General features: G+C 67.6%; 22 protein-coding genes. 16 read left to right on the top strand and 6 right to left on the bottom strand.

Translation table 11 applies throughout. The annotated features are described in order from the left end of the window. The first annotated feature begins 33 nt into the window (after positions 1-33). The 5 genes from ccoN (at position 34) to PARHAE_RS05670 (ending at position 4,610) form a co-directional block, all read left to right on the top strand. Positions 34-1,638: a cytochrome-c oxidase, cbb3-type subunit I gene (gene ccoN / locus PARHAE_RS05650; RefSeq protein ID WP_126153629.1), complete on the top strand. Its 1,605-nt coding sequence runs from the start codon at positions 34-36 to the stop codon at positions 1,636-1,638. A 13-nt stretch (positions 1,639-1,651) separates the two neighbouring features. After that, a complete protein-coding gene (gene ccoO / locus PARHAE_RS05655; protein WP_126153630.1) occupies positions 1,652-2,377 on the top strand; it encodes a cytochrome-c oxidase, cbb3-type subunit II in 726 nt (241 codons plus the stop codon). 10 nt (positions 2,378-2,387) lie between these two features. Beyond that, entirely contained in the window at positions 2,388-2,576 is a 189-nt protein-coding gene (locus tag PARHAE_RS05660) for a cbb3-type cytochrome c oxidase subunit 3 (protein ID WP_126153631.1), read from the top strand. A 161-nt stretch (positions 2,577-2,737) separates the two neighbouring features. Further along, on the top strand, positions 2,738-3,613 hold the full coding sequence (gene ccoP / locus PARHAE_RS05665; protein ID WP_241232694.1) for a cytochrome-c oxidase, cbb3-type subunit III: 876 nt from the start codon (positions 2,738-2,740) through the stop codon (positions 3,611-3,613). Between the two features lie 328 nt (positions 3,614-3,941). After that, positions 3,942-4,610, top strand: coding sequence for a DUF2268 domain-containing putative Zn-dependent protease (locus tag PARHAE_RS05670; RefSeq protein WP_164555166.1), 669 nt, complete (start codon positions 3,942-3,944; stop codon positions 4,608-4,610). On the opposite strand, the gene PARHAE_RS05675 is transcribed toward PARHAE_RS05670, so the two are convergent. The 5 genes from PARHAE_RS05675 to PARHAE_RS05695 all read right to left on the bottom strand — a co-directional run bounded on the left by PARHAE_RS05675 (position 4,599) and on the right by PARHAE_RS05695 (position 8,061). Then, positions 4,599-5,333 (bottom strand): rhomboid family intramembrane serine protease, encoded by a 735-nt coding sequence (locus PARHAE_RS05675; protein WP_126153634.1) that lies wholly within the window; start codon positions 5,331-5,333, stop codon positions 4,599-4,601. The genes PARHAE_RS05670 and PARHAE_RS05675 overlap by 12 nt on opposite strands. Further along, positions 5,333-5,527 (bottom strand): Trm112 family protein, encoded by a 195-nt coding sequence (locus tag PARHAE_RS05680; protein ID WP_126153635.1) that lies wholly within the window; start codon positions 5,525-5,527, stop codon positions 5,333-5,335. Before PARHAE_RS05680 ends, PARHAE_RS05675 begins: the two co-directional genes overlap by 1 nt. Continuing rightward, positions 5,524-6,150, bottom strand: coding sequence for an LON peptidase substrate-binding domain-containing protein (locus PARHAE_RS05685; RefSeq protein ID WP_126153636.1), 627 nt, complete (start codon positions 6,148-6,150; stop codon positions 5,524-5,526). The genes PARHAE_RS05680 and PARHAE_RS05685 overlap by 4 nt, the downstream gene beginning before the upstream one ends. Before the next feature lie 8 nt (positions 6,151-6,158). Next, positions 6,159-7,067 (bottom strand): thioredoxin, encoded by a 909-nt coding sequence (gene trxA / locus PARHAE_RS05690; protein ID WP_126153774.1) that lies wholly within the window; start codon positions 7,065-7,067, stop codon positions 6,159-6,161. Positions 7,068-7,275: 208 nt separating this feature from the next. Then, complete coding sequence (locus PARHAE_RS05695) at positions 7,276-8,061, bottom strand: exodeoxyribonuclease III (RefSeq protein ID WP_126153637.1); 786 nt, start codon at positions 8,059-8,061, stop codon at positions 7,276-7,278. 74 nt (positions 8,062-8,135) lie between these two features. On the opposite strand from PARHAE_RS05695, the gene PARHAE_RS05700 reads away from it, so the two are divergent. Together PARHAE_RS05700 and PARHAE_RS05705 are read left to right on the top strand one after the other, a co-directional pair. Next, a complete protein-coding gene (locus tag PARHAE_RS05700) occupies positions 8,136-9,530 on the top strand; it encodes an MFS transporter (protein ID WP_241232684.1) in 1,395 nt (464 codons plus the stop codon). A 55-nt stretch (positions 9,531-9,585) separates the two neighbouring features. Further along, entirely contained in the window at positions 9,586-10,560 is a 975-nt protein-coding gene (locus tag PARHAE_RS05705; RefSeq protein ID WP_126153638.1) for a glutathione S-transferase family protein, read from the top strand. Positions 10,561-10,750: 190 nt separating this feature from the next. On the opposite strand, the gene PARHAE_RS05710 is transcribed toward PARHAE_RS05705, so the two are convergent. Further along, a complete protein-coding gene (locus PARHAE_RS05710) occupies positions 10,751-11,761 on the bottom strand; it encodes a helix-turn-helix transcriptional regulator (protein WP_126153639.1) in 1,011 nt (336 codons plus the stop codon). Between the two features lie 236 nt (positions 11,762-11,997). Between PARHAE_RS05710 and PARHAE_RS05715 the strand changes: the two genes are divergently transcribed. From PARHAE_RS05715 to nadA, 9 genes are all read left to right on the top strand, one after another. Continuing rightward, positions 11,998-13,044: an ABC transporter substrate-binding protein gene (locus PARHAE_RS05715; protein WP_126153640.1), complete on the top strand. Its 1,047-nt coding sequence runs from the start codon at positions 11,998-12,000 to the stop codon at positions 13,042-13,044. A 50-nt stretch (positions 13,045-13,094) separates the two neighbouring features. Further along, complete coding sequence (locus tag PARHAE_RS05720) at positions 13,095-13,886, top strand: ATP-binding cassette domain-containing protein (RefSeq protein WP_126153641.1); 792 nt, start codon at positions 13,095-13,097, stop codon at positions 13,884-13,886. A 1-nt stretch (position 13,887) separates the two neighbouring features. After that, on the top strand, positions 13,888-15,135 hold the full coding sequence (locus PARHAE_RS05725; protein ID WP_126153642.1) for a sugar ABC transporter permease: 1,248 nt from the start codon (positions 13,888-13,890) through the stop codon (positions 15,133-15,135). 13 nt (positions 15,136-15,148) lie between these two features. Further along, a complete protein-coding gene (locus PARHAE_RS05730; RefSeq protein WP_126153643.1) occupies positions 15,149-15,877 on the top strand; it encodes an SDR family oxidoreductase in 729 nt (242 codons plus the stop codon). 10 nt (positions 15,878-15,887) lie between these two features. Next, positions 15,888-17,486 carry an FGGY-family carbohydrate kinase gene (locus tag PARHAE_RS05735; protein ID WP_126153644.1) on the top strand — a complete coding sequence of 533 codons (1,599 nt, stop codon included), beginning with the start codon at positions 15,888-15,890 and terminating at the stop codon, positions 17,484-17,486. Between the two features lie 220 nt (positions 17,487-17,706). Beyond that, positions 17,707-18,399, top strand: coding sequence for a phosphatidylserine decarboxylase (locus PARHAE_RS05740; protein ID WP_126153645.1), 693 nt, complete (start codon positions 17,707-17,709; stop codon positions 18,397-18,399). Positions 18,400-18,401: 2 nt separating this feature from the next. After that, positions 18,402-19,154 (top strand): CDP-diacylglycerol--serine O-phosphatidyltransferase, encoded by a 753-nt coding sequence (gene pssA / locus PARHAE_RS05745; protein ID WP_126153646.1) that lies wholly within the window; start codon positions 18,402-18,404, stop codon positions 19,152-19,154. Next, positions 19,155-19,772: a class I SAM-dependent methyltransferase gene (locus tag PARHAE_RS05750; RefSeq protein WP_126153647.1), complete on the top strand. Its 618-nt coding sequence runs from the start codon at positions 19,155-19,157 to the stop codon at positions 19,770-19,772. A 130-nt stretch (positions 19,773-19,902) separates the two neighbouring features. Beyond that, positions 19,903-20,955, top strand: coding sequence for a quinolinate synthase NadA (nadA, locus tag PARHAE_RS05755; RefSeq protein WP_126153648.1), 1,053 nt, complete (start codon positions 19,903-19,905; stop codon positions 20,953-20,955).

The raw sequence follows: 20,955 nt of genomic DNA on the forward strand, positions 1-20,955 counted from the left end.
GGTCATTCCGACCAAGGGACGCAGGTGGAAGCCATGTGGAATTATGTAAAGCTGATCTTGCTGGGCACGATCGCGCTGTTGGCCGCCATCGGCGCCAACATGGCGCGCGATCCGGCCTATATGGTCAATGCGATCGTCGTCATGCTGGTGGCGGCGGGAATGTTCGTCTGGGCGCTGCGCCGGGTGGACGAGCCGGTGCGGGCGGTCGATACCTCGCAATACATGGACGACGTGGTCCGGTTCGGGGTGATCGCCACGGCGTTCTGGGGCGTGGTGGGCTTCCTGGTGGGGGTGGTCATCGCCTTCCAGCTGGCCTTCCCGGTGCTGAACCTGTCGGACCTGACCCATGGCTATACCAACTTCGGCAAGCTGCGCCCGCTGCACACCAGTGCGGTGATCTTCGCCTTTGGCGGCAACGCGCTGATCGCCACGTCCTTCTATGTCGTGCAGCGCACCAGCGCGGCGCGGCTGTGGGGCGGGAACCTGGCCTGGTTCGTGTTCTGGGGCTACAACCTGTTCATCGTGCTGGCCGCGACCGGCTATATCGCGGGCGCCACGCAGTCCAAGGAATACGCCGAACCCGAATGGTATGTGGACTGGTGGCTGACGGTCGTCTGGGTGGCCTATCTGGCCGTGTTCCTGGGCACCGTGATCAAGCGCAAGGAACCCCATATCTACGTCGCCAACTGGTTCTACCTGGCCTTCATCGTCACCATCGCGATGCTGCATATCGTCAACAACCTGTCGGTGCCGGTCAGCATCTTCGGATCGAAGTCGGTCCAGGTGTTCTCGGGCGTGCAGGACGCGATGGTGCAGTGGTGGTACGGCCACAACGCCGTAGGCTTCTTCCTGACGGCGGGCTTCCTGGGGATGATGTACTACTTCATCCCGAAACAGGCCGAGCGTCCGGTCTATAGCTACAAGTTGTCGATCATCCACTTCTGGGCGCTGATCTTCCTGTACATCTGGGCCGGTCCGCACCACCTGCATTATACCGCGCTGCCCGACTGGGCCTCGACCCTGGGGATGGTGTTCTCGATCATGCTGTGGATGCCGTCCTGGGGCGGGATGATCAACGGGCTGATGACGCTCTCGGGGGCCTGGGACAAGCTGCGCACCGACCCGATCCTGCGGATGATGGTGGTGGCCGTCGGCTTCTACGGCATGGCGACCTTCGAAGGGCCGATGATGTCGATCAAGGCCGTCAATTCGCTCAGCCACTATACCGACTGGACCATCGGCCACGTCCATTCCGGCGCGCTTGGCTGGAACGGCATGATCACCTTCGGCGCGCTGTATTACCTGACGCCGCGCCTGTGGGGCCGGGAACGCCTGTACTCGCTGTCGCTGGTCAGCTGGCACTTCTGGTTGGCGACCATCGGTCTGGTCCTTTACGCGGCGTCCATGTGGGTGTCGGGCATCATGGAGGGCCTGATGTGGCGCGAGGTCGACAGCCAGGGCTTCCTGGTCAACGCCTTCGCCGATGCGGTCCAGGCCAAGTTCGCGATGAACGTGGTGCGCGCCCTGGGCGGGGTTCTGTACCTCACCGGCGGGATCATCATGGCCTACAACCTCTGGGCCACCGTGGCCCGCCAGCCCAAAGCCCATTCGACGGCCATCGCCGTGCCGGCCGAATAGGGGGAAGCCAGCCATGCAAATCCTTGAAAAGCACAAGATCCTTGAAAAGAACGCGACGCTGCTGCTGATCTTTTCCTTCCTGGTCGTCACCATCGGCGGCCTGGTGCAGATCACGCCGCTGTTCTACCTGGAAAACACCATCGAGAAGGTCGAGGGGGTCCGCCCCTACACCCCGCTGGAACTGACCGGGCGCGACGTTTACGTCCGCGAGGGCTGCTATGTCTGCCACAGCCAGATGATCCGTCCGATGCGGGACGAGGTCGAACGCTATGGCCATTACTCGCTGGCGGCGGAATCGATGTACGACCACCCGTTCCAGTGGGGATCGAAGCGCACCGGGCCGGATCTGGCGCGCGTCGGCGGGCGCTATTCGGACGAATGGCACCTGGATCACCTGCGCGACCCGCAATCGGTGGTGCCGGAATCGATCATGCCCAGCTATGGCCACCTGATGAACCGGATCATCGGCCCCGAATACATCCGGGACCGCGTGGAAACCGATGCCCTGGTCGGCGTGCCCTATTCCGAGGACATGATCGCCGCCGCGGCCGAGGATTTCCGGGCGCAGGCCGATCCCAACGCCGATGCCTCGGGCCTTCAGGAACGCTATCCGGGCGCGCAGCAGCGCAACTTCGACCGCCAGCCGCAGCTGACGGAGATGGACGCCCTGGTCGCCTATCTGCAAGTGCTGGGCACGATGGTCGACTTCTCGACCTTCGAACCGGATCCGACGCGGTAAGGGGGCGGGCATGGAAACCTACAGCTTCCTGCGCGGTCTGGCCGACAGCTGGGCGCTGCTGCTCCTGGTGCTGTTCTTCGTGGGCGTGATCCTGTTCGTGTTCCGCCCCGGCGCCAGGAAGGCCCAGAAAGACGCCGCCGAAAGCATTTTCCGGCACGAGAACCGTCCCGCCCGGACGGATGAGAAGGAGGGCCGGTGATGGCCGAAGACAAGGACAAGCCGGTCGATCCGCATATCGACCCCGCCAATCCCGACAACCGGGTGTCGCTGGAACGCCACGCGGCCGACAGCGAACACGCCGCCAAGATCGCGGGCGAAATCCCCGAGCGTCCCAGGCCCGACCAGCCGGTCGCGCCCAAGATGCGCAAGCCGGCACGCCGCGGCCGCCTGGTGAAAGAGGTCGGGTCCACCGGCCATCAATGGGACGGGATCACCGAATACGACAACCCGATGCCCCGCTGGTGGCTGTGGACCTTCTATGCCACGATCATCTGGGCGGTGGGCTATGTCGTGGCCTATCCGGCCATCCCGCTGGTCAACCGCGCGACCCAAGGCCTGCTGGGCACCGACTATCGCCAGGAAGTCGCGGCCGAGATCGACCGCTTCGACCAAGCCAACGCCGCCATCCAGACCCGCTTGGCCGAGGTCGAGCTGGCCGCGATCCCGGCCGACCCGGAACTGCTCAGCTATGCGACCAATGCCGGGGGCGCCGTGTTCCGCACCTGGTGCGCGCAGTGCCACGGTTCGGGCGCGGGCGGGGCGCGGGGCTATCCCAACCTGCTGGACAACGACTGGCTGTGGGGCGGCACGCTGGAGGATATTCACCTGACCGTGCAGCACGGCATCCGCGATCCTCAGGACGGCGACACCCGCTATTCGGAAATGCCGCATTTCGGCAGCGACGGCATCCTGGACCGCACGCAGATCGACCAGGTGGTCAACCACGTCCTGTCGCTGTCCGATCTGCCCCATGACCCGGCCAAGGCGGCCGAGGGCGCGCAGGTCTATGCCGACAACTGCTCGGCCTGCCACATGGAGGACGGCACCGGCGACCGCAGCCAGGGTGCCCCGAACCTGGCCGATGCGGTCTGGCTGTACGGCAATGACCACGCGACCCTCACCCGGATCGTCAGCGAAGGCCCCTATGGCGTGATGCCGTCCTGGTCCGCGCGCCTGTCCGAGGCCGAGATCCGCGCCGTCGCCACCTATGTCCACGGTCTGGGCGGCGGGGAATAACCCCGCCCGGACCACCCGAGCTTTCGCAGCGGCGCCCGCGCCCCGCGAAAGAGACCGGCCCCCGTCCTGTTCGCGCGTTCCTGGGGGCCGGTCTTCAAACCATAGCGCAGGCCGTCGCCCTTGGCGATGCCCTGGCGCCTCGGACTTTCGTGGGGGCAAAGCCCGCGCGAAAGAGGCCGGTTCCCGTATGTTCGCGCGTTCCTGGGGACCGGCCGCATCTGTTCCAACGCTCCGACGAAGCCCGCGCCCCGCGCCTTCCGCATGGTCTGCCGCAAACCCTGTTCCCGCCGCTGGCGCGCCCCTTCGCAAGGCGCTATATCCAGACCCCATGACGCTCTGGACCCTTCATCTTCTGAATGCGCGCCACGCCCTGACGCCGGTCCTGTCTGAAGTCCGGCAGGCCAGCCGCCAGGCGGTGGCGCGGGCCTCGGACCATGCCGATCTGCCGGATTTCGATCTGGTGGTGCGCGCGCAGGCGGACCGTTCTGCCGATGGCGCGATCCAGGGCCGCTGCCGCACGCCCGGCGTGATCGAGATCGCGCTGACCCCCGACCGCTTCGATCCCCTGCACTTCACCCGCGCCCTGGTCCGGCAGATGGCGCATCTGATCCGCTGGGACGGGCCGGGCTATGGCCGTTCGCTGGGCGAGGCTCTGGTCAGCGAAGGGCTGGCCGGGCATTTCGTGCTGCAGGTGATGGGCGGAAAGCCGGATGCGATCGATACCGTCCGCCCCGCGGCAGGGGCCATGCGGCAGGCGATGAACGAATGGGCGCGGCGCGATTACGACCATGGCCGCTGGTTCGGCGGCAAGGGCGACCTGCGCAAGGGCACGGGCAACAGCCTGGGCCACCGGATCATCGCCGATCACCTGGCGCAGCATCCCGGCGACAGCGCCGCCGGGATGGCCACGGCGGCGTCCGAGCCGTTCCGCCAGACCCTGCGCCGGATCGCCGCGGCCGAGGGGCAGGCCGAGGCGGAGGCCCCCTCAGAAGGCTGAGGTGCGAGGGCTGCGGATCATCGCCATCCAGGCGCCCATCACCAGGCCCGCCAGCGTGCCGCCCAGATGCGCCTCCCACGCGATCGAGGGCATCAGCACGGTCAGCGCGACGTTCAGCACCACCATCATCGCGACCCCGCGCCACAATTGCCCCAACGGACGGCGGTGGCGCCAGCCGGTCACGGCGGCGAAGCCGATCAGCGCGCCTGCCAGCCCGAAGATCGCCCCCGAAGCGCCGATCATCGGCCCGCCCTGCGGCGTCATCAGCGCGAACAGCAGCGCGGCCGCGACCTGCGTGACGGCATAGACCAGGGCCATGCGCGCGGCGCCGATCAGGCGGTTCAGTTCCCGCGCGATGGCCACCAGCGACAGCATGTTCATGCCCAGGTGGATCGGCCCGGCGTGCAGAAATCCATAGGTCGCGAACATCGCTGCGGGCTGGCCGGGATAGAGACCGTGGCCCGCATGGATCTGCGCCGACCAGAAGCCGAACAGATAGTCGACTATCTGCCGGATCGGGACGCCGATGCGCTGCTGGGTGAAATAGGACAGGATGCCGGGCTGCTGGGCGATGACGAAGGTCAGGCGCCAGTTCAGCAGGTCGCTGACCAGCAGCAGCGCCTCGATCGCGCAGCACAGCCCGATCACGACCTTGACCCACAGGGGCAGCAGCGGCCGGATCTCGCGTCGGATTTCGGCGATGGGACCGGACTGGGCCACCATCAATCCGCCTTGATCTGGCGGGCCTCGGCCACCAGCATGATCGGGATGCCGGCGCGGATCGGGAAGGCCAGCCCCGCCGCCTTGGAAACCAGTTCCTGGCGCGCCGCGTCATAGGACAGGGCGGTATGGGTGACGGGGCAGACAAGCGCCTCGATCATGGGACGGTCGAAGGCGGGCGGGGGGCTTTGGGTCATTGCAGTCGGTCCTCGGTATCGCCGCCATGCAGGGCGAATTCGATCAGGCCCTGCAACAGTTCGCGCCGGTCCGCCAGGGTGGGGCTTTCCAGCAGCGCTTGCCTGTCGCCGGACGAAAAGGGCAGCACCATCGACAGGGAATTGATCAGCGCCTCGTCCTGGGCCTCGGCGGCGGCGTCCCAGTCGGTCGAAAGCTCATGCGCGTCCATATAGCGCCGCAACAGCGGAAACAGCGTGTCGCGATCCAGGCCGGGGTCGTCCTCGGGGCCCTTCAGGTCGCGGGCGAAGGACGACCAGTCCACCTCGGCCGTCAGATAGGGGGTGAAGCCCTCCTGCACCTCGGTCAGGCGGAAACGCGACACGGCCAGCAGGGAAATCATCTGCCGTCCGTCGTCGGTTTCGGAAAAGGCCACCACCCGGCCGGCGCAGCCGATCGCGGCCAATCCCTCGCCCTCGGGCTGGATCAGGCCGATCAGGCGATGGTCGGTCCTCAGCGCATCGTCCAGCATTTGCAGATAGCGCGGTTCGAATACATGCAGGGGAATCCGCCCGCGCGGCATCAGCACCGCCCCGGTCAGGGGAAACAGCGGAATGCGCGCGGGCAGGTCGAAGCGGAACCGCATGGCCGGGATCAGGCGAAGATCAGGGACGACAGGCGGCGGCGTCCCTTCTGGGCCAGCGGATCGTTGGGCTTGAGGCTGTCGAAGATGGTCAGCAGTTGCGCCTTGGCCGCCCCCTCGTTCCAGTCGCGGTCGCGGCGGAAGCTGTCGAGAAGGATGTCGATGGCCTCCTCCACCCGGCCCGCCGCGTGCAGCGCCTGGGCATATTCCAGCCGCGCCTGCTGGTCGTCGGGGGCGGCGTCGACACGGGCTTGCAGGTCGGCCAGCGGACCGGCCTTGGCCGCCTGGCGGGCCAGGTGCAGCTGCGCGCGCGCGGCCTCGACCGGGGCGCTGGTCGCGGCGGGGGCGGGGATGGCGTCAAGCGCGGTCTGGGCAGCGTCCGCGTCGCCCGCCGCCAGATGGGCGCGCACCACGCCGGCCCAGGCTTCGGTGCTGGACGGGTCTTCCTCGGCAATGGCGGCGAAGGTTTCCGCGGCATCAGAGAAGGCGCCTTCCTCCAGCATCTGTTCTGCGGCGGCAAGCGCCTCGGCCAGCCCGCCGTCATCGCCCGACAGCCCCGCCAGCTTGTCCACGAACTGCTTGATCTGGCTTTGCGGGATGGCGCCCTGGAAGGCATCGACCGGCTGGCCCTGGAAGAAGGCATAGACGGTTGGGATCGACTGGACGCGAAGCTGCGCGGCGATCATCTGGTTTTCGTCCACATTGACCTTGGCCATGCGGACCCGGCCCTTGTGGCGCGCCACCTCGGCTTCCAATTGCGGCCCGAGGGTCTTGCAGGGGCCGCACCAGGGCGCCCAGAAATCCACGATCACCGGCACCTGCATCGAGGCCTGGACCACCTCGGCCATGAAGTCGGCCTCGGTCACGTCCTTGATGAAATCGGCGGTCTTGGGCGCGGCGGGGGCGCCGTCGAAAAGCATGGTCATGATGTCCCCGGAATGGTTCGGAACGGTTGGCGGCAATATGGGGGCTGGGACGCGGAAGGGGAAGGGTTGTTTGGGGCGGCACCGCTGGGGGACTTCACGTCCCCCCTCGGGCCTGCCGGCCCCTTCCTCGCTGAAAAAGGTCCACCGGACCTTTTTCCGGGCGCTCGGAAGCCCCGTGGATATTTGCGCAAAGGTGAAAGGGTCAGAGATCGAAGCTGGCCAGCACCGGCACATGGTCGCTGGGCTGGTCCCAGCCGCGCACCGGGCGCAGGATGCGGCTGTTGTGGGCGGCGTTTGCGATGTCGGGGCTGGCCCAGATGTGATCCAGGCGGCGGCCCTTGTCGGCGGCGTCCCAGTCCCTGGCGCGATAGCTCCACCAGGAATAGAGCAGCCCGGACGGGATGTCCTGGCGCGTCACGTCCACCCATCGGCCCGCGTCCTGGGCGGACAGAAGGTGGTCGACCTCGATCGGGGTGTGGCTGACGATCTTCAGCAGCTGCTTGTGGGACCAGACGTCATCCTCGCGCGGGGCGATGTTCAGGTCGCCCACCAGGATCGAGCGCTGCGGATTGTCAGCATGGAACACGTCGCGCATTTCTGCCACGAAATCCAGTTTCTGGCCGAATTTCTCGTTCACCGTGCGGTCGGGGATGTCGCCGCCCGCGGGCACGTACATGTTGTGGATGGTCACGCCGTTTTCCAGTCGCGCCGCGACATGGCGGGCATGGCCAAGACGGGCATAATCGCGGTCGCCCGCGTCCGTCAGCGGCAGCCGCGACAGGATCGCCACGCCGTTATAGCCCTTTTGGCCCCGCGCGACGATCCAGCGATATCCAAGCGCCCGGAACTGGTCCAGCGGGATCTTGTCCACCGGCGACTTGCATTCCTGGAGGCACAGGATGTCGGGCGCCTCCTCGCGCAGCAGGCGTGCGACCAGCCCCTCGCGCAGGCGGACCGAGTTGATGTTCCAGGTGGCGATGGTGAACATGGCGGGCTCCTTTGCCGCGGACCCTAGCGGCGCGGCCGGGCGCTGTCGAGTTGACGCTGCGGCAGGAAATTGTCTTGAAAGATCAATACGCGCTTGGTGATCGGGAAAACTGCGGCTATGCAGCGCCATCCGGCACGGCCAGGGGGACAGCGATGCGGTTGACGGTGGACGAGGCTTTGGCGCGCGGCGGGGCCGGGCGGTTCCAGTGGCGGCTTCTGGGGATTTTCGGGCTGGTCTGGGCCGCCGATGCGATGCAGGTGATCGCGGTGGGCTTTGCCGCGCCCTCGGTCGCCGCGACCTTCGGGGTCGAGCGTGTGACCGCCTTCCAGATCGGCACGGTGTTCTTCCTGGGCATGTTCCTGGGCGCCTTCGTCTTTGGCCGGGTGGCCGACCGGATCGGGCGGCGCAACATTCTGGTGCTGACTGTGGGAATGGATGCGATCTTCGGCCTGGCCTCGGTCTTTGCGCAGGATTTCACGCTGCTTCTGGTGCTGCGCTTCCTGACCGGCGTGGCGGTGGGCGGCACCTTGCCGGTCGATTACGCGATGATGGCCGAATTCCTGCCGCCCCGGAACCGGGGCCGCTGGCTGGTCTGGCTGGAGGGGTTCTGGGCCATCGGCACCATCATCGTGGCCCTGACCGCCTGGATCGCCACCGCGCAGGGGGCTGCGGCGCCGTGGCGGTGGATTTTCGCGGTGGCGGCGGTTCCCGCCGTGATCGGCATCTTCCTGCGGCTGTGGCTGCCCGAATCGCCGATGTTCCTGATCCGCAAGGGCGATCAGCTGGGCGCGCGGGCGGTCGTGGACCGGGTGCTGGTCGCCAACGGCGTCCAGGCGCTGCCGTCGGACGCGGAACTGGTGCCGGCGCAGGTGCCGACGGGATCCGAGAGCTCGATCTTTTCGGACCTGCTGCGGGCGCGGACCATCGGTGTGCTGGCGGTGTGGTTTCTGGTGTCCCTGTCCTATTACGGCGTCTTCGTCTGGGTGCCGGGCCAGCTTGCGACCGAGGGCTTCGGCTTCGTGCGCGGCTATGGCTTCCTGGTGATCCTGGCCTTGGCGCAGGTGCCGGGATACGCCCTGGCCGCCTGGGGGGTCGAGGCGGTGGGGCGGCGCGCGACGCTGCTGGCCTTCCTGCTGCTCAGCGCCGCGGGCTGCGCGCTGTTCGCCGTGGCAACCGGGACCGCGATGGTCGCGACCGCGCTGATCCTGATGAGCTTTGCGCTGCTGGGCACCTGGGGCGCGCTCTATGCCTTTACGCCCGAGCTCTATCCCACGCATCTGCGCGGCACCGGCATGGGCACGGCCAGCGCCGTGGCGCGGCTTGGCGGGATCCTCGCGCCCAGCCTGCTGGCGGTGGTCTTTGCCAAGGGGTTCGGCGTGGCCATCGGCGCCTTCGCGGGCCTGCTGCTGCTGGGCGCGCTGGCGCTGCTGCTGATCAGGTCCGAGACCCGCGACCAGGCCATCGCCTGAAACCCGGCGACCCGCTGGCCCGTTGCCTTCGGCAGCCAAGACGGAGGACAGGACGATGGGCCAGCTGGTCGAGGGCGTCTGGAAGGACGAATGGTATGACACCGAGGCCAGCGGCGGCGAATTCGTCCGCGACACCTCGCGTCACCGCAACTGGGTGACGGCGGACGGCGGCCCCGGCCCCACGGGACAGGGCGGCTTCAAGGCGGAAAGCGGGCGCTATCACCTGTATGTCTCCTATGCCTGTCCCTGGGCGCATCGGACGCTGATCTTCCGGGCGTTGAAGGGGCTGGCGGATCATGTCGACGTGTCCGCCGTTCATCCCGACATGCTGTGGAACGGCTGGGAATTCCGCACCGATTTCGACGGCGCGACCGGCGACCGGCTGTTCGGCCTGCCCTATCTGCGCGACATCTATCTGCGCGCCGATCCCCGTGCCTCGGGGCGGGTGACGGTGCCGGTGCTGTGGGACCGCGACGGCGACCGGATCGTATCGAACGAAAGCGCCGACATCATCCGCATGTTCAATTCGGCCTTCGACGGGGTGACGGGCAACCGCGACGACTATTGGCCGGAATCCTTGCGCGACCGGATCGAGACCGTGAACAAGCGCGTCTACGACACCGTGAACAACGGCGTCTACAAGGCGGGCTTCGCCACCACCCAAGAGGCCTATGACAAGGCCGTCCACCCGCTGTTCGACAGCCTGGACTGGATCGAGGGCATCCTGGCCGAGAGCCGCTATCTTCTGGGCGACCGCATCACCGAGGCCGACTGGCGCCTGTTCACCACCATCGCGCGCTTCGATGCGGTCTATCACACGCATTTCAAATGCAACCGGCGGCGGATCGTCGATTACCCGAACCTGTGGGCCTGGGCGCGCGAACTGTATCAATGGCCCGGCGTGGCCGAGACGGTGCGCCCCGATCATGTCGTGCGCCATTATTATTTCAGCCACGACACGGTGAACCCCCACCGGATCATCCCCATCGGCCCGGATCTGGACTGGACCGCGCCTCACGGCCGGGGATGAACGAAGCCCCGGCGCGGGAAAACGCCGGGGCATCAGAGAGAGGAGGGAGGAGAGTGTGGCCGCATCCTCCGGCCACTGGGCTTCGGGTTGTGAACGCGGGCGCGGCGGCGCGGTTCCCCCAAGGACAGCGATGTCACCTTTTTCTTTGACCTCGTGGTCCATCGACGATCCGTTCTTGGCAGATCTCCTCTCAATTCGCCGGTTCGAAGATGCAGGGCGTCTCGACCCTGGGGGCGCCTGGGGGCGGGTGTTCGACGAAGTCGAAGACCTTTGCCAGCATGGCGCCGGTGTCCTGGCGCATCATGCCGATGTTCTGGGGCAGGAAGCGGGCGAAGGGGTCCCAGTCGAAGCAGCCAAAGCGCAACGCGGGCAGCCGGGGATGGTCATAGATCCACCGCACCACCCCTTCCAGCGCGATGGTCGAATTGACGAAGATGCCGCTGTGTTCGGCGATCTGGGCCCCGGCCAGGGCCGCTTCGGTCTTGGTGGCGGAATATCCGCGCATGATGCAGCGGTCCGGCGGAACCCCCAGGCCAAGATCGGCATGGGCCGCCATGAAGCCGCGCAGGCGTTCGCGGGTGTTGTGGTCCTGCGCCCGCCCGCCGATGAACCACAGCGGCGCCAGAACGCCGAATTCGTCCCTCACTCGATCCAGGATCTGCCGCGTCAGATCCCGCGCGCCCCCGAAATTGTCCGACACGACTGACGGCATGGCGGTTCCTGGCAGGTCCAGGTTGATGGTCCGCACCCCCGATGGCGCGCAGACCCCGGCGATGCGGTCGGGATCGGTCGCACCCGTCGCGATCAGGCATTCCGCCTGATAGGAAATCATTTCGCGCGCGGCCTCGACCTCCAGCGCGGGGTCGCGCTGCGTGCAGGTGATGATCGGGAACAGGCCGCGTTCGCGGGCCATCGCCTCGAATCCTTCGGCGATGGCGCCGAAATAGCGGTTGTCGTATTTCGGAATGATCATGCCGATGATGCGCGACCTTTCGCGGCGCAGCAGGCTGGCCTGAAGGTTGACGGCATAGCCCTGTTCCTCGGCAATGCGGGTCACGCGTTCGGCAAGCCGGGCGCTGATCCGGCGCTTTTTCCAGGTGCCGTTCAGGACCGCGCTGACTGCGCTGGGGCTGGTCCCGACGATCTGCGCCAGATCATAGATCGTGGGCCGTCTTGCTGGATTGTCGCCGATTTCCGCCATGGTTCCCCGACTGAAGAAGAAGGGCGCAGCATGACCGGCCGTGACAGCGATCTTGACACGAATCCGAAGCTGGCGCAATCTCGCTTCATCGATTGAGCATGGACGCTGCATCGATGGCGCAATCCGGGGGAGGGCGCCGTGACATTTGGGGGGGCGGCTGGCCGGCCTGCTGCGGGTGCCGTGATCCACGGCGCCGTGCGGCCTGCGGGCGTGCCCGACATGAGGAGGAAGACAGCATGACAAGATTCACCCTTGCGGCATCGTCGCTGGCCCTGACGACCCTGCTGGGCGGCGCGGTCCTGGCCCAAGAGGCCGCGACCATCGCCTTTCTGATGCCCGACCAGGCATCGACCCGATACGAACAGCACGATTTTCCCGGCTTCAAGGCCGCGCTGGAGGAACTGTGCCCGGACTGCACGGTGATCTATCAGAACGCCAATGCCGACGTGTCGCTGCAACAGCAGCAGTTCAACTCGGTCATCGCGCAGGGGGCGAAGATCGTGGTGCTGGATCCGGTCGATTCGGCTGCGGCCGCCGGGCTGGTGCAGATGGCGCAGTCCCAGGGCGTGAAGGTCATCGCCTATGACCGGCCGATCCCGGACGTTCCGGCGGATTACTATGTCTCGTTCGACAACAAGGGCATCGGCCAGGCCATCGCACAGTCGCTGGTCGATCACATGAAGGCCGAGGGGATCGAGGCCGGCGCGGGCGTGTTGCAGATCAACGGATCGCCCACCGACGCGGCGGCCGGGCTGATCCGCGACGGCATCGACGCCGCGCTCGACGCGTCCGAATACAAGACGCTGGCCGAATACGACACGCCCGACTGGGCGCCGCCCAAGGCGCAGGAATTCACGGCAGGCCAGATCAACCGCTTCGGCGCCGACATCAAGGGCATCGTCGCGGCCAATGACGGCACGGCGGGCGGGGCCATCGCGGCGTTGAAGGCGGCGGGCGTCGATCCGCTGCCGCCGGTGACGGGCAACGACGCCACCATCGCCGCGTTGCAACTGATCATCGCGGGCGACCAGTACAACACCATCTCGAAGCCGTCCGAGATCGTGGCCCGTGCCGCGGCCGAGGTCGCCGTGGCCTTCCTCAAGGGCGAGACGCCCGAGGCGAAGACCACGCTGTACGACACCCCGTCGGAACTGTTCGTGCCAGACGTGGTCACGCGCGAAAACATCAAGGCCGAGATCTTCGACAAGGGTATCCAGACGCCCGAGGAGATCTGCACCGCAGACTATGCCGAGGCCTGCCGCGAACTGGGCATCCTCGAATGATCCACGCAGCGCGCGCCCTTTGCGGCGCGCGCCACGGAAGGAGGCACGTCATGACCCAAAACCAAAGCCCGTCGCAGCCGATCCTGAGCCTGCGCGGCATTTCCAAGCAGTTCGGCGCCGTGCAGGCCCTGAAGGACATCCAGCTTGACATCCATCCGGGCGAGGTCGTCGCCCTTGTCGGCGACAACGGCGCGGGCAAGTCCACCCTGGTCAAGGTGCTGGCGGGCGTCCACCAGCCGACCGAGGGCACGATCCAGTTCATGGGCCGCCCGGTGACGATGGACAGCCCCGGCGCGGCGCTGGAACTGGGCATCGCCACGGTGTTCCAGGATCTGGCCCTTTGCGAGAATCTGGACGTGGTCGCGAACCTGTTCCTGGGCCACGAGCTGTCGCCCTGGAACCTTGACGAGGTGCAGATGGAGGTCCAGGCCTGGACCCTGCTGCGCGAGCTTTCCGCCCGCATCCCCTCGGTGCGCGAACCCGTCGCCTCGCTGTCGGGCGGGCAGCGCCAGACGGTCGCCATCGCCCGCTCGCTTCTGCTGGATCCGCGCATCGTCATGCTGGACGAGCCGACCGCCGCCCTGGGCGTGGCCCAGACCGCCGAGGTGCTGAACCTGATCGAACGCGTGCGCGACCGGGGTCTGGGCGTCATCCTGATCTCGCACAACATGGAGGATGTGCGCGCGGTCGCCGACCGCATCGTGGTGCTGCGCCTGGGCCGCAACAATGGCGTTTTCACCCCCGAGGATTCGAATGCCGACCTGATCGCCGCCATCACCGGCGCGACGGAAAACGCCGTGTCGCGCAGGCAGGCGCGCAAGCTGGAAGACGTGGAGCGGTGAGATGAGCGATCCGAACAGCCAAGTGGCCCTGGACCGATCCGACAGCCGGGTGCGCCATGACGAAGGGATCGTCGGCGCGATCCGCGGATTTTTCGACCGGGTCCGGTCTGGAGATCTGGGAATGCTGCCCGTCATCGTCGGCCTGGTGCTGATCGCGGCGGTCTTCTGGTCGCTGAACCCGGTCTTCCTGGCGCCCAACAACCTGGCGAACCTTCTGTTCGACGCCGCCGCAGTGGGCTGCATATCCCTGGGCATCGTCTGTGTCCTGATCCTGGGCGAGATCGACCTGTCGGTCGGGTCCATGAGCGGGCTTGCCTCGGCCATCCTGGGGGTGATGTGGGTGCAGATGGGCCTGCCGGTCCCGCTGGCGATCCTGGTCGCGCTGGGGGCGGGGGCGTTCATGGGGCTGGTCTATGCGACGCTGCTGAACCGCTTCGGGATGCCCAGCTTTGTCTCTACGCTGGCGGGGCTGCTGGCGATGCTGGGGTTGCAGCTTTACCTGCTGGGATCGACCGGATCGATCAACCTGCCCTATGCGTCCTTCCTGGTCCGGTTCGGGCAGATCCATGTCATGCCCGCCTGGTTCAGCTATCTGCTGGCGGTGCTGCCCGGCGGGCTGATGCTGTGGCTGGGGCTGGACCGGATGCGCAGGCGCGCCGCCGTCAACCTGTCGAACCCCGGCGGGTTGTCGGTGCTGCTGGCCAAGGCGGGCATCCTGACGGTGCTGCTGCTGGTCGCGGTGCATTACCTGAACGGCGGGCGCGGCATCCCGTGGATGTTCGGGTTGTTCGTGGCCCTGGTCGTGGCGATGAACTATGCCCTGACCCGCACGCAATGGGGCCGAGCGATGTTCGCGGTCGGCGGCAACCGCGAGGCCGCGCGCCGGTCGGGGATCAATGTCCACCGCATCCGCATGTCGGCCTTCATGCTGTGCTCGACCCTTGCCGCGCTTGGCGGAATGCTGGCGGCGTCGCGGCTGGCATCCTCCAGCCAGCAGGCGGGGACGGGCGACGTGAACCTCAACGCCATCGCCGCGGCGGTGATCGGGGGGACATCGCTGTTCGGCGGGCGCGGGTCGGCCTGGTCGGCGTTGCTGGGGGTGATCGTGATCCAGGCGATTTCCAACGGGCTGACGCTGCTGAATCTCAGTTCGTCGCTGCGCTACATGATCACCGGCGCGGTCCTGGCCATCGCGGTGATCGTCGATTCGCTGGCGCGTCAGTCGCGGGCAAGCCACGGGCGCGGATAAGGAAGGAACGGACATGGCTGACGAATTGAAGGGCAAGGTCGCGGCGGTGACGGGCGCGGCATCGGGCATCGGGCTGGAATGCGCCCGCGCGATGCTGGGGGCGGGGGCGGCGGTCGTGCTGATCGACCGCGCCGCCGACCGGCTGGAAAGCCTCTGCGCGGAACTTGGGCCGATGGCGCATCCGCTGGTCGTCGATCTGCTGGACGGTCCGCAGGTGGACGGCATCGCCGCACGGATCGAGGAGATCGCCGGGCCGCTGGACATCCTGCACGCCAATGCCGGGGCCTATATCGGCGGCCCGGCGGCCGAGGGCGATCCCGACGCCTGGGACCGGATGCTGAACCTCAACATCAACGCGGCCTTCCGCAGCGTCCGCGCAGTCCTGCCGGGGATGATCGAACGCAAGACCGGCGACGTGATCTTCACTTCGTCGGTGGCGGGCGTCGTCCCGGTGGTGTGGGAGCCGGTCTATACGGCCTCCAAGTTCGCGGTTCAGGCGTTCCTGCACGCAACCCGGCGGCAAGTCGCGCCGCATGGCATCCGCATGGGCGCGGTCCTGCCCGGCCCGGTGGTGACGGCCCTGCTGGACGACTGGCCCAAGGCGAAGATGGACGAGGCGCTTGCCAACGGGTCGCTGATGCAGCCGGTCGAGGTCGCCGAAGCGGTGATGTTCATGCTGACCCGTCCGCGCGGCGTGGTGATCCGCGACCTGGTGATCCTGCCGAACAGCGTCGATCTGTAAGGGGGCTGGGATGAAGGATCCGATCTTCCTGGGCATCGACGTGGGCACCGGCAGCGCCCGTGCGGGCCTGTTCGATGCCGCCGGCCGGATGCTGTCCAGTGCGAAACGCGATATCCTGCTGTGGCGCGAGGGCGCCGACATCGCCGAACAGTCCAGCGACGACATCTGGTCTGCCGTCTGCGCCGCGACCCGAGAGGCGGTGGCCGGGATCGATCCGGCGCGGGTTGCAGGCATCGGCTTCGACGCCACCTGCTCGCTGGTGGTGCTGGGGCCGGGCGGCCAGCCGATCAGCGTCAGCGCCTCGGGCGACGATGCGCGCAACATCGTCGTCTGGATGGACCACCGCGCCGTCGCCCAGGCCGAACGGATCAATGCCCAGGGCCATTCAGTGCTGCGCTATGTCGGCGACGTGATCTCGCCCGAGATGGAGACGCCGAAGCTTTTGTGGCTGCGCGAGACCATGCCCCGGACCTATGCGGAGGCCTGGCAGTTCTTCGACCTGGCCGACTATCTGGGCTGGCGGGCGACCGGCGACCTGGCCCGGTCAAGCTGCACCGTCACCTGCAAATGGACCTATCTGGCGCATGAGGATCGCTGGGATCCCGACTATTTCCGCAGCATCGGCCTGGGCGATCTGGCCGAGGACGGCTTCGCCCGGATTGGCCAGCGGATCGTCGCGCCCGGCACCCCGCTGGGGTCCGGGCTGAGCGCGGCGGCGGCCGCCGACCTTGGCTTGCCGCCCGGCATTCCGGTCGCGGCCGGGCTGATCGATGCCCATGCGGGCGGCATCGGCACCGTGGGCATGGCGGGCGGGGCCGAAAGCAACCTGGCCTATGTCTTCGGCACCTCGTCCTGCACCATGACGACGACGCGGGATCCGGTCTTCGTGCCGGGGGTCTGGGGACCGTATTATCAGGCCATGGTCCCCGGCATGTGGCTGAACGAGGGCGGCCAGTCCGCCGCCGGTGCCGCGATCGAACAGCTTCTGTCCTTCCACCCCGCCGCAGCCGAGGCCGGGGCAACTGCCAGGGCCGCGGGCCAGCCGCTGCCGGTCTGGCTGGCGGCGCGCGCGCAGGACAAGGCGGGCAGCCTGTCCCCGGTGGTGACGCTGGCCGGGGGCCTGCATGTCGTGCCCGAATTCCTGGGCAATCGCGCGCCCTTCGCCGACCCGCACGCCCGTGCCATCGTTGCGGGGTTGGGGATGGAGCGGGATCTGGACAGTCTGGTCGCGCTGTATGTCGCGGGCCTGTGCGGGATCGCCTATGGCCTGCGCCAGATCATCGAGGCTCAGGACAAGGCCGGCGCGCCGATCGAACGGATCGTCATCTCGGGCGGCGCCGGACAGCTTGACCTGGTGCGGCAACTGCTGGCCGACGGCACCGGCAAGCCGGTCCTGGGCAGCGAGGCCGCCGAGCCGGTCCTGCTGGGATCGGCCATCCTGGGCGCCGTCGCCGCAGGCCGGTTCGCGGACATGCGTGATGCGATGGCGGCCATGTCGCGCCCCGCGGCGGAATACCGGCCCGACGCTGCGGCGACCCGGACCCACGACGCCCGCTTCGCGACCTTCCGCGCCCTGCAATCCGCCCTGCGCGATTCGCGCCGGGGCTGAGCGGCCGAGAAAGCGAGCGTGACTGACCGGGACGGCCCCTGATCGAAATCCGAAGCCCCAGGCGCGGCGGCGAAAGCTTCGGGGGCCGGTTCGTTCCCGGCGGCTGGCTTCCCGGCAGCGCATGTCGCAAAACAGGGATAAAGCGTCGTCTTTGTTTGACCCCATTTTCTCAGGGTGCTATGGGCGCCGGACTGGGGGTTGGGAAGGGGAATACGGACGCATGACGATGTGGGGCACCTTCCTCAAGCCGATGCACCCGGAAGGTTATCGCTTCCTGACCGTCTTCGCCCTTGTCACGCTTGTTCTATTCCTCGTGTGGGAACCGCTTGGCTGGCTGGGGCTGGGGCTGACGGTCTGGTGCTATTACTTCTTCCGCGATCCGCGCCGCGCCGTCCCGCAGGGCGAGGGGCTGATCGTCAGCCCCGCCGATGGTGTCGTGTCGCTGATCGAACCGGCCGTGCCGCCCGCCGAGCTGGGGATGGAGGCCGTGGCGCTGACGCGCGTCAGCGTCTTCATGTCGGTGTTCAATTGTCATGTGAACCGTGCCCCGGCGGCGGGGCGTGTGCTGTCGGTCGCCTATCGGCCCGGCAAGTTCTTCAATGCCTCGCTGGACAAGGCCAGCGAGCATAACGAGCGCAACGGGCTGTGCCTGGAACTGGCCGACGGGCGCCGCCTTGCGGTGGTGCAGATCGCCGGTCTGGTGGCGCGGCGCATCCTGTGCTGGGCCAAGGAAGGCCAAAGCCTGCGGACGGGCGAACGCTTCGGGCTGATCCGGTTCGGGTCGCGCCTGGATGTCTATCTGCCGCCAGGGGTGTCGCCGCTGGTTGCCGTGGGACAGACCATGGTCGCGGGCGAGACGGTGATCGCCGAACTGGCGCGCAGGGAGGCCGCGCGTCCGGCCCTGGTGGACTGAGGATGAACGCCCGCCCGGACCCTCGTCCCCGATTGTCCGTGGTGCAGTTGCTGCCGAACGCCCTGACCCTTGCGGCGCTTTGCGCGGGCCTGACGGCGATCCGCCTGGCCATTGCCGGGGAATTCGACAAGGCGGCGGCCCTGATCCTGCTGGCGGCCATGCTGGACGGCCTTGACGGACGGCTGGCCCGCCGGCTGCGCAGCGAAAGCGCGATGGGCGCGGAACTGGACTCGCTGTGCGATTTCGTCAATTTCGGGGTGGCGCCTGCGCTGGTCCTCTATCTCTGGGCCTTCGACGGAACCGGGGGGGCGGGCTGGATCGCCGCGCTGCTCTATGCCGTGGCCTGCGTGCTGCGGCTGGCGCGGTTCAACATCGGCAGCCGCGACCCGCTGGCGTCGGCCCTTCCCAAGACCTCGTTCGCGGGCGTGCCCTCGCCCGCCGGGGCGATGCTGGCCCTGCTGCCGATCTTCCTGGCCAAGCTCATCCCCGCCGCGGTCCTGCCCGGCCCTGCCTGCGCGCTGTGGATGATGGCGGTCGGGGCGCTGATGATCAGCCGCCTGCCGACTCCTGCGCTGCGCCCGGTCAGCATCCGCCCCGAACAGGCGCGGCTGCTGCTGTTGGCCGTGGTGGCGCTGGGGGCGGCGCTGCTGACCTATCCCTGGCTGACGCTGGTGCTTCTGGACCTTGGCTATTTGCTGCTGCTGGCGCGGGAATGGACCAGACGTCGGCGGCGGTCCGCACGAAAGGTGGAATGAATGGAACTTCAGGCAGTCGAACGATCCTATGCCCGCTGGGCGCCGATCTATGACCGCACCTTCGGGGCGGTTACGCAGGTCGGGCGCCGCAGGGCCACCGCGCTGCTGAGCGACCTGGGCGGTTCCGTCCTTGAGGTGGGGGTGGGCACCGGCCTGGCGCTGCGCCACTATGACGGGCGCGTCGCGGTCACCGGCGTCGACTACAGCGCCGAGATGCTGGACAAGGCGCGCGCCAAGGTCGCCGCCGAAGGGCTGCGCAACGTGGCCGCGCTGCACCGGATGGATGCCCGCGACCTGGACTTCCCGGATGACAGCTTCGATCACGTCGCGGCGATGCATGTCATCTCGGTGGTGCCGGAACCGGAAAAGGTCATGTCCGAGATCGCCCGCGTGGTGCGCCCCGGCGGAAGCGTGGTGATCGTCAACCATTTCGCGCGCAAGGCGGGTGCGCTGGCCTGGGCCGAACGGATCGCCGCGCCGCTGGCCGACCTGCTGGGCTGGCATTCGGACTTTGACCGCAGCCGCGTGCTGGGCGAGGCGCGGTTGACCCTTGCCGAGGAATGCACCCTGCCGCCCCTGGGCATGATGACGCTGTTGAGGCTTGTGAAGGCCCGATGACCGATCCGCAGGCCGGGCAAGACCCCGAAAACGATCATCGTTGCCGCAGCGTCAATGAACCGCTAGGACAGCCGCCAGCCACCATCAATCGGGGCCGCGCCGTCATCGGCGCCGCCGGGAGGAGCCGATCTTGCTGGACGTGACGACCATCCGCGCCGAACTGGCGGCCCATTACGATCTGGCCCCCTCGGTCGATCTGGCCCGCGACATGGCCCATATCCATGCCCGCATGGACCGGGTGATGCCCTTTCCGGACTGGGCCATGGCCGCGCCCTATGTGGCGGCGATCAACCGGCTGAAGGCGGAACGGGGCGCGGTGGTGCTGGCGCACAACTACATGACGCCCGACATCTATCACGGCATCGCCGACGTGGTGGGCGACAGCCTGCAACTGGCCATCGAGGCGACGCGGGTCGATGCCGACATCATCGTGCAATGCGGCGTGCATTTCATGGCGGAAACCTCGAAGATCCTGAACCCCGCCAAGACCGTGCTGATGCCCGACATGGAGGCGGGCTGTTCCCTGGCCGAATCCATCACCGCCGAGGGGATCGCGCAGATGCGCGCGCAATATCCCGGCGCGCCGGTGGTCAGCTATGTCAACACCACGGCGGCAGTGAAGGCCGCGTCCGACATCTGCTGCACCTCGTCCAACGCCGCGCAGATCGTTGCGGCGATGCCCGGCGACACGGTCATCATGACGCCCGACAAATGGCTGGCGCAGAACGTGGCCAAGCAGGTGCCGCAGAAGCGCATCGTCTGGTGGGACGGGGCCTGCATCGTCCACGAACGCTTCACGCCCCAGGATCTGCGCGATTTCCGCGACTGGCATCCGGGGCTGAAGATCATCGCCCATCCCGAATGCCCGCCCGACGTGGTGGCCGAGGCCGACTTCGCAGGCTCGACAGCGCATATCATCGACTGGGTGGGCCGCGAACGGCCCCGGCAGGCGATGCTGGTCACGGAATGCTCGATGGCGGCCAACATCTCGGACGCCCACCCCGAGGTCGAATTCCTGGGGCCGTGCAACATGTGCCCGCACATGAAGAAGATCACGTTGGAAAAGGTGCTGTGGTCGCTGCATTCCATGACCGGCCAGGTCGAGGTGGACCCAGCCGTCGCCGCCCCCGCGCGCCGGGCGGTGCAGCGGATGATCGACCTGTCGCGGCAACTGGCGGCCTGA

It is taken from the genome of Paracoccus haematequi (assembly GCF_900631945.1).
Lineage (GTDB): Bacteria > Pseudomonadota > Alphaproteobacteria > Rhodobacterales > Rhodobacteraceae > Paracoccus > Paracoccus haematequi_A.

Bases quoted from the DNA above. Each gene is read 5' to 3' on its own strand.
- PARHAE_RS05710 (WP_126153639.1), bottom strand. From the start codon at position 11,761: ATGGCGGAAATCGGCGACAATCCAGCAAGACGGCCCACGATCTATGAT.
- PARHAE_RS05715 (WP_126153640.1), top strand. From the start codon at position 11,998: ATGACAAGATTCACCCTTGCGGCATCGTCGCTGGCCCTGACGACCCTG.
- PARHAE_RS05695 (WP_126153637.1), bottom strand. From the start codon at position 8,061: ATGTTCACCATCGCCACCTGGAACATCAACTCGGTCCGCCTGCGCGAG.
- trxA (WP_126153774.1), bottom strand. From the start codon at position 7,067: ATGCTTTTCGACGGCGCCCCCGCCGCGCCCAAGACCGCCGATTTCATC.
- pssA (WP_126153646.1), top strand. From the start codon at position 18,402: ATGAACGCCCGCCCGGACCCTCGTCCCCGATTGTCCGTGGTGCAGTTG.
- PARHAE_RS05735 (WP_126153644.1), top strand. From the start codon at position 15,888: ATGAAGGATCCGATCTTCCTGGGCATCGACGTGGGCACCGGCAGCGCC.
- PARHAE_RS05705 (WP_126153638.1), top strand. From the start codon at position 9,586: ATGGGCCAGCTGGTCGAGGGCGTCTGGAAGGACGAATGGTATGACACC.
- ccoO (WP_126153630.1), top strand. From the start codon at position 1,652: ATGCAAATCCTTGAAAAGCACAAGATCCTTGAAAAGAACGCGACGCTG.
- PARHAE_RS05660 (WP_126153631.1), top strand. From the start codon at position 2,388: ATGGAAACCTACAGCTTCCTGCGCGGTCTGGCCGACAGCTGGGCGCTG.
- PARHAE_RS05680 (WP_126153635.1), bottom strand. From the start codon at position 5,527: ATGACCCAAAGCCCCCCGCCCGCCTTCGACCGTCCCATGATCGAGGCG.
- PARHAE_RS05750 (WP_126153647.1), top strand. From the start codon at position 19,155: ATGGAACTTCAGGCAGTCGAACGATCCTATGCCCGCTGGGCGCCGATC.
- PARHAE_RS05730 (WP_126153643.1), top strand. From the start codon at position 15,149: ATGGCTGACGAATTGAAGGGCAAGGTCGCGGCGGTGACGGGCGCGGCA.
- PARHAE_RS05720 (WP_126153641.1), top strand. From the start codon at position 13,095: ATGACCCAAAACCAAAGCCCGTCGCAGCCGATCCTGAGCCTGCGCGGC.
- PARHAE_RS05675 (WP_126153634.1), bottom strand. From the start codon at position 5,333: ATGGTGGCCCAGTCCGGTCCCATCGCCGAAATCCGACGCGAGATCCGG.
- ccoP (WP_241232694.1), top strand. From the start codon at position 2,738: ATGCGCAAGCCGGCACGCCGCGGCCGCCTGGTGAAAGAGGTCGGGTCC.
- PARHAE_RS05685 (WP_126153636.1), bottom strand. From the start codon at position 6,150: ATGCGGTTCCGCTTCGACCTGCCCGCGCGCATTCCGCTGTTTCCCCTG.
- PARHAE_RS05725 (WP_126153642.1), top strand. From the start codon at position 13,888: ATGAGCGATCCGAACAGCCAAGTGGCCCTGGACCGATCCGACAGCCGG.
- PARHAE_RS05670 (WP_164555166.1), top strand. From the start codon at position 3,942: ATGACGCTCTGGACCCTTCATCTTCTGAATGCGCGCCACGCCCTGACG.
- PARHAE_RS05740 (WP_126153645.1), top strand. From the start codon at position 17,707: ATGACGATGTGGGGCACCTTCCTCAAGCCGATGCACCCGGAAGGTTAT.
- ccoN (WP_126153629.1), top strand. From the start codon at position 34: ATGTGGAATTATGTAAAGCTGATCTTGCTGGGCACGATCGCGCTGTTG.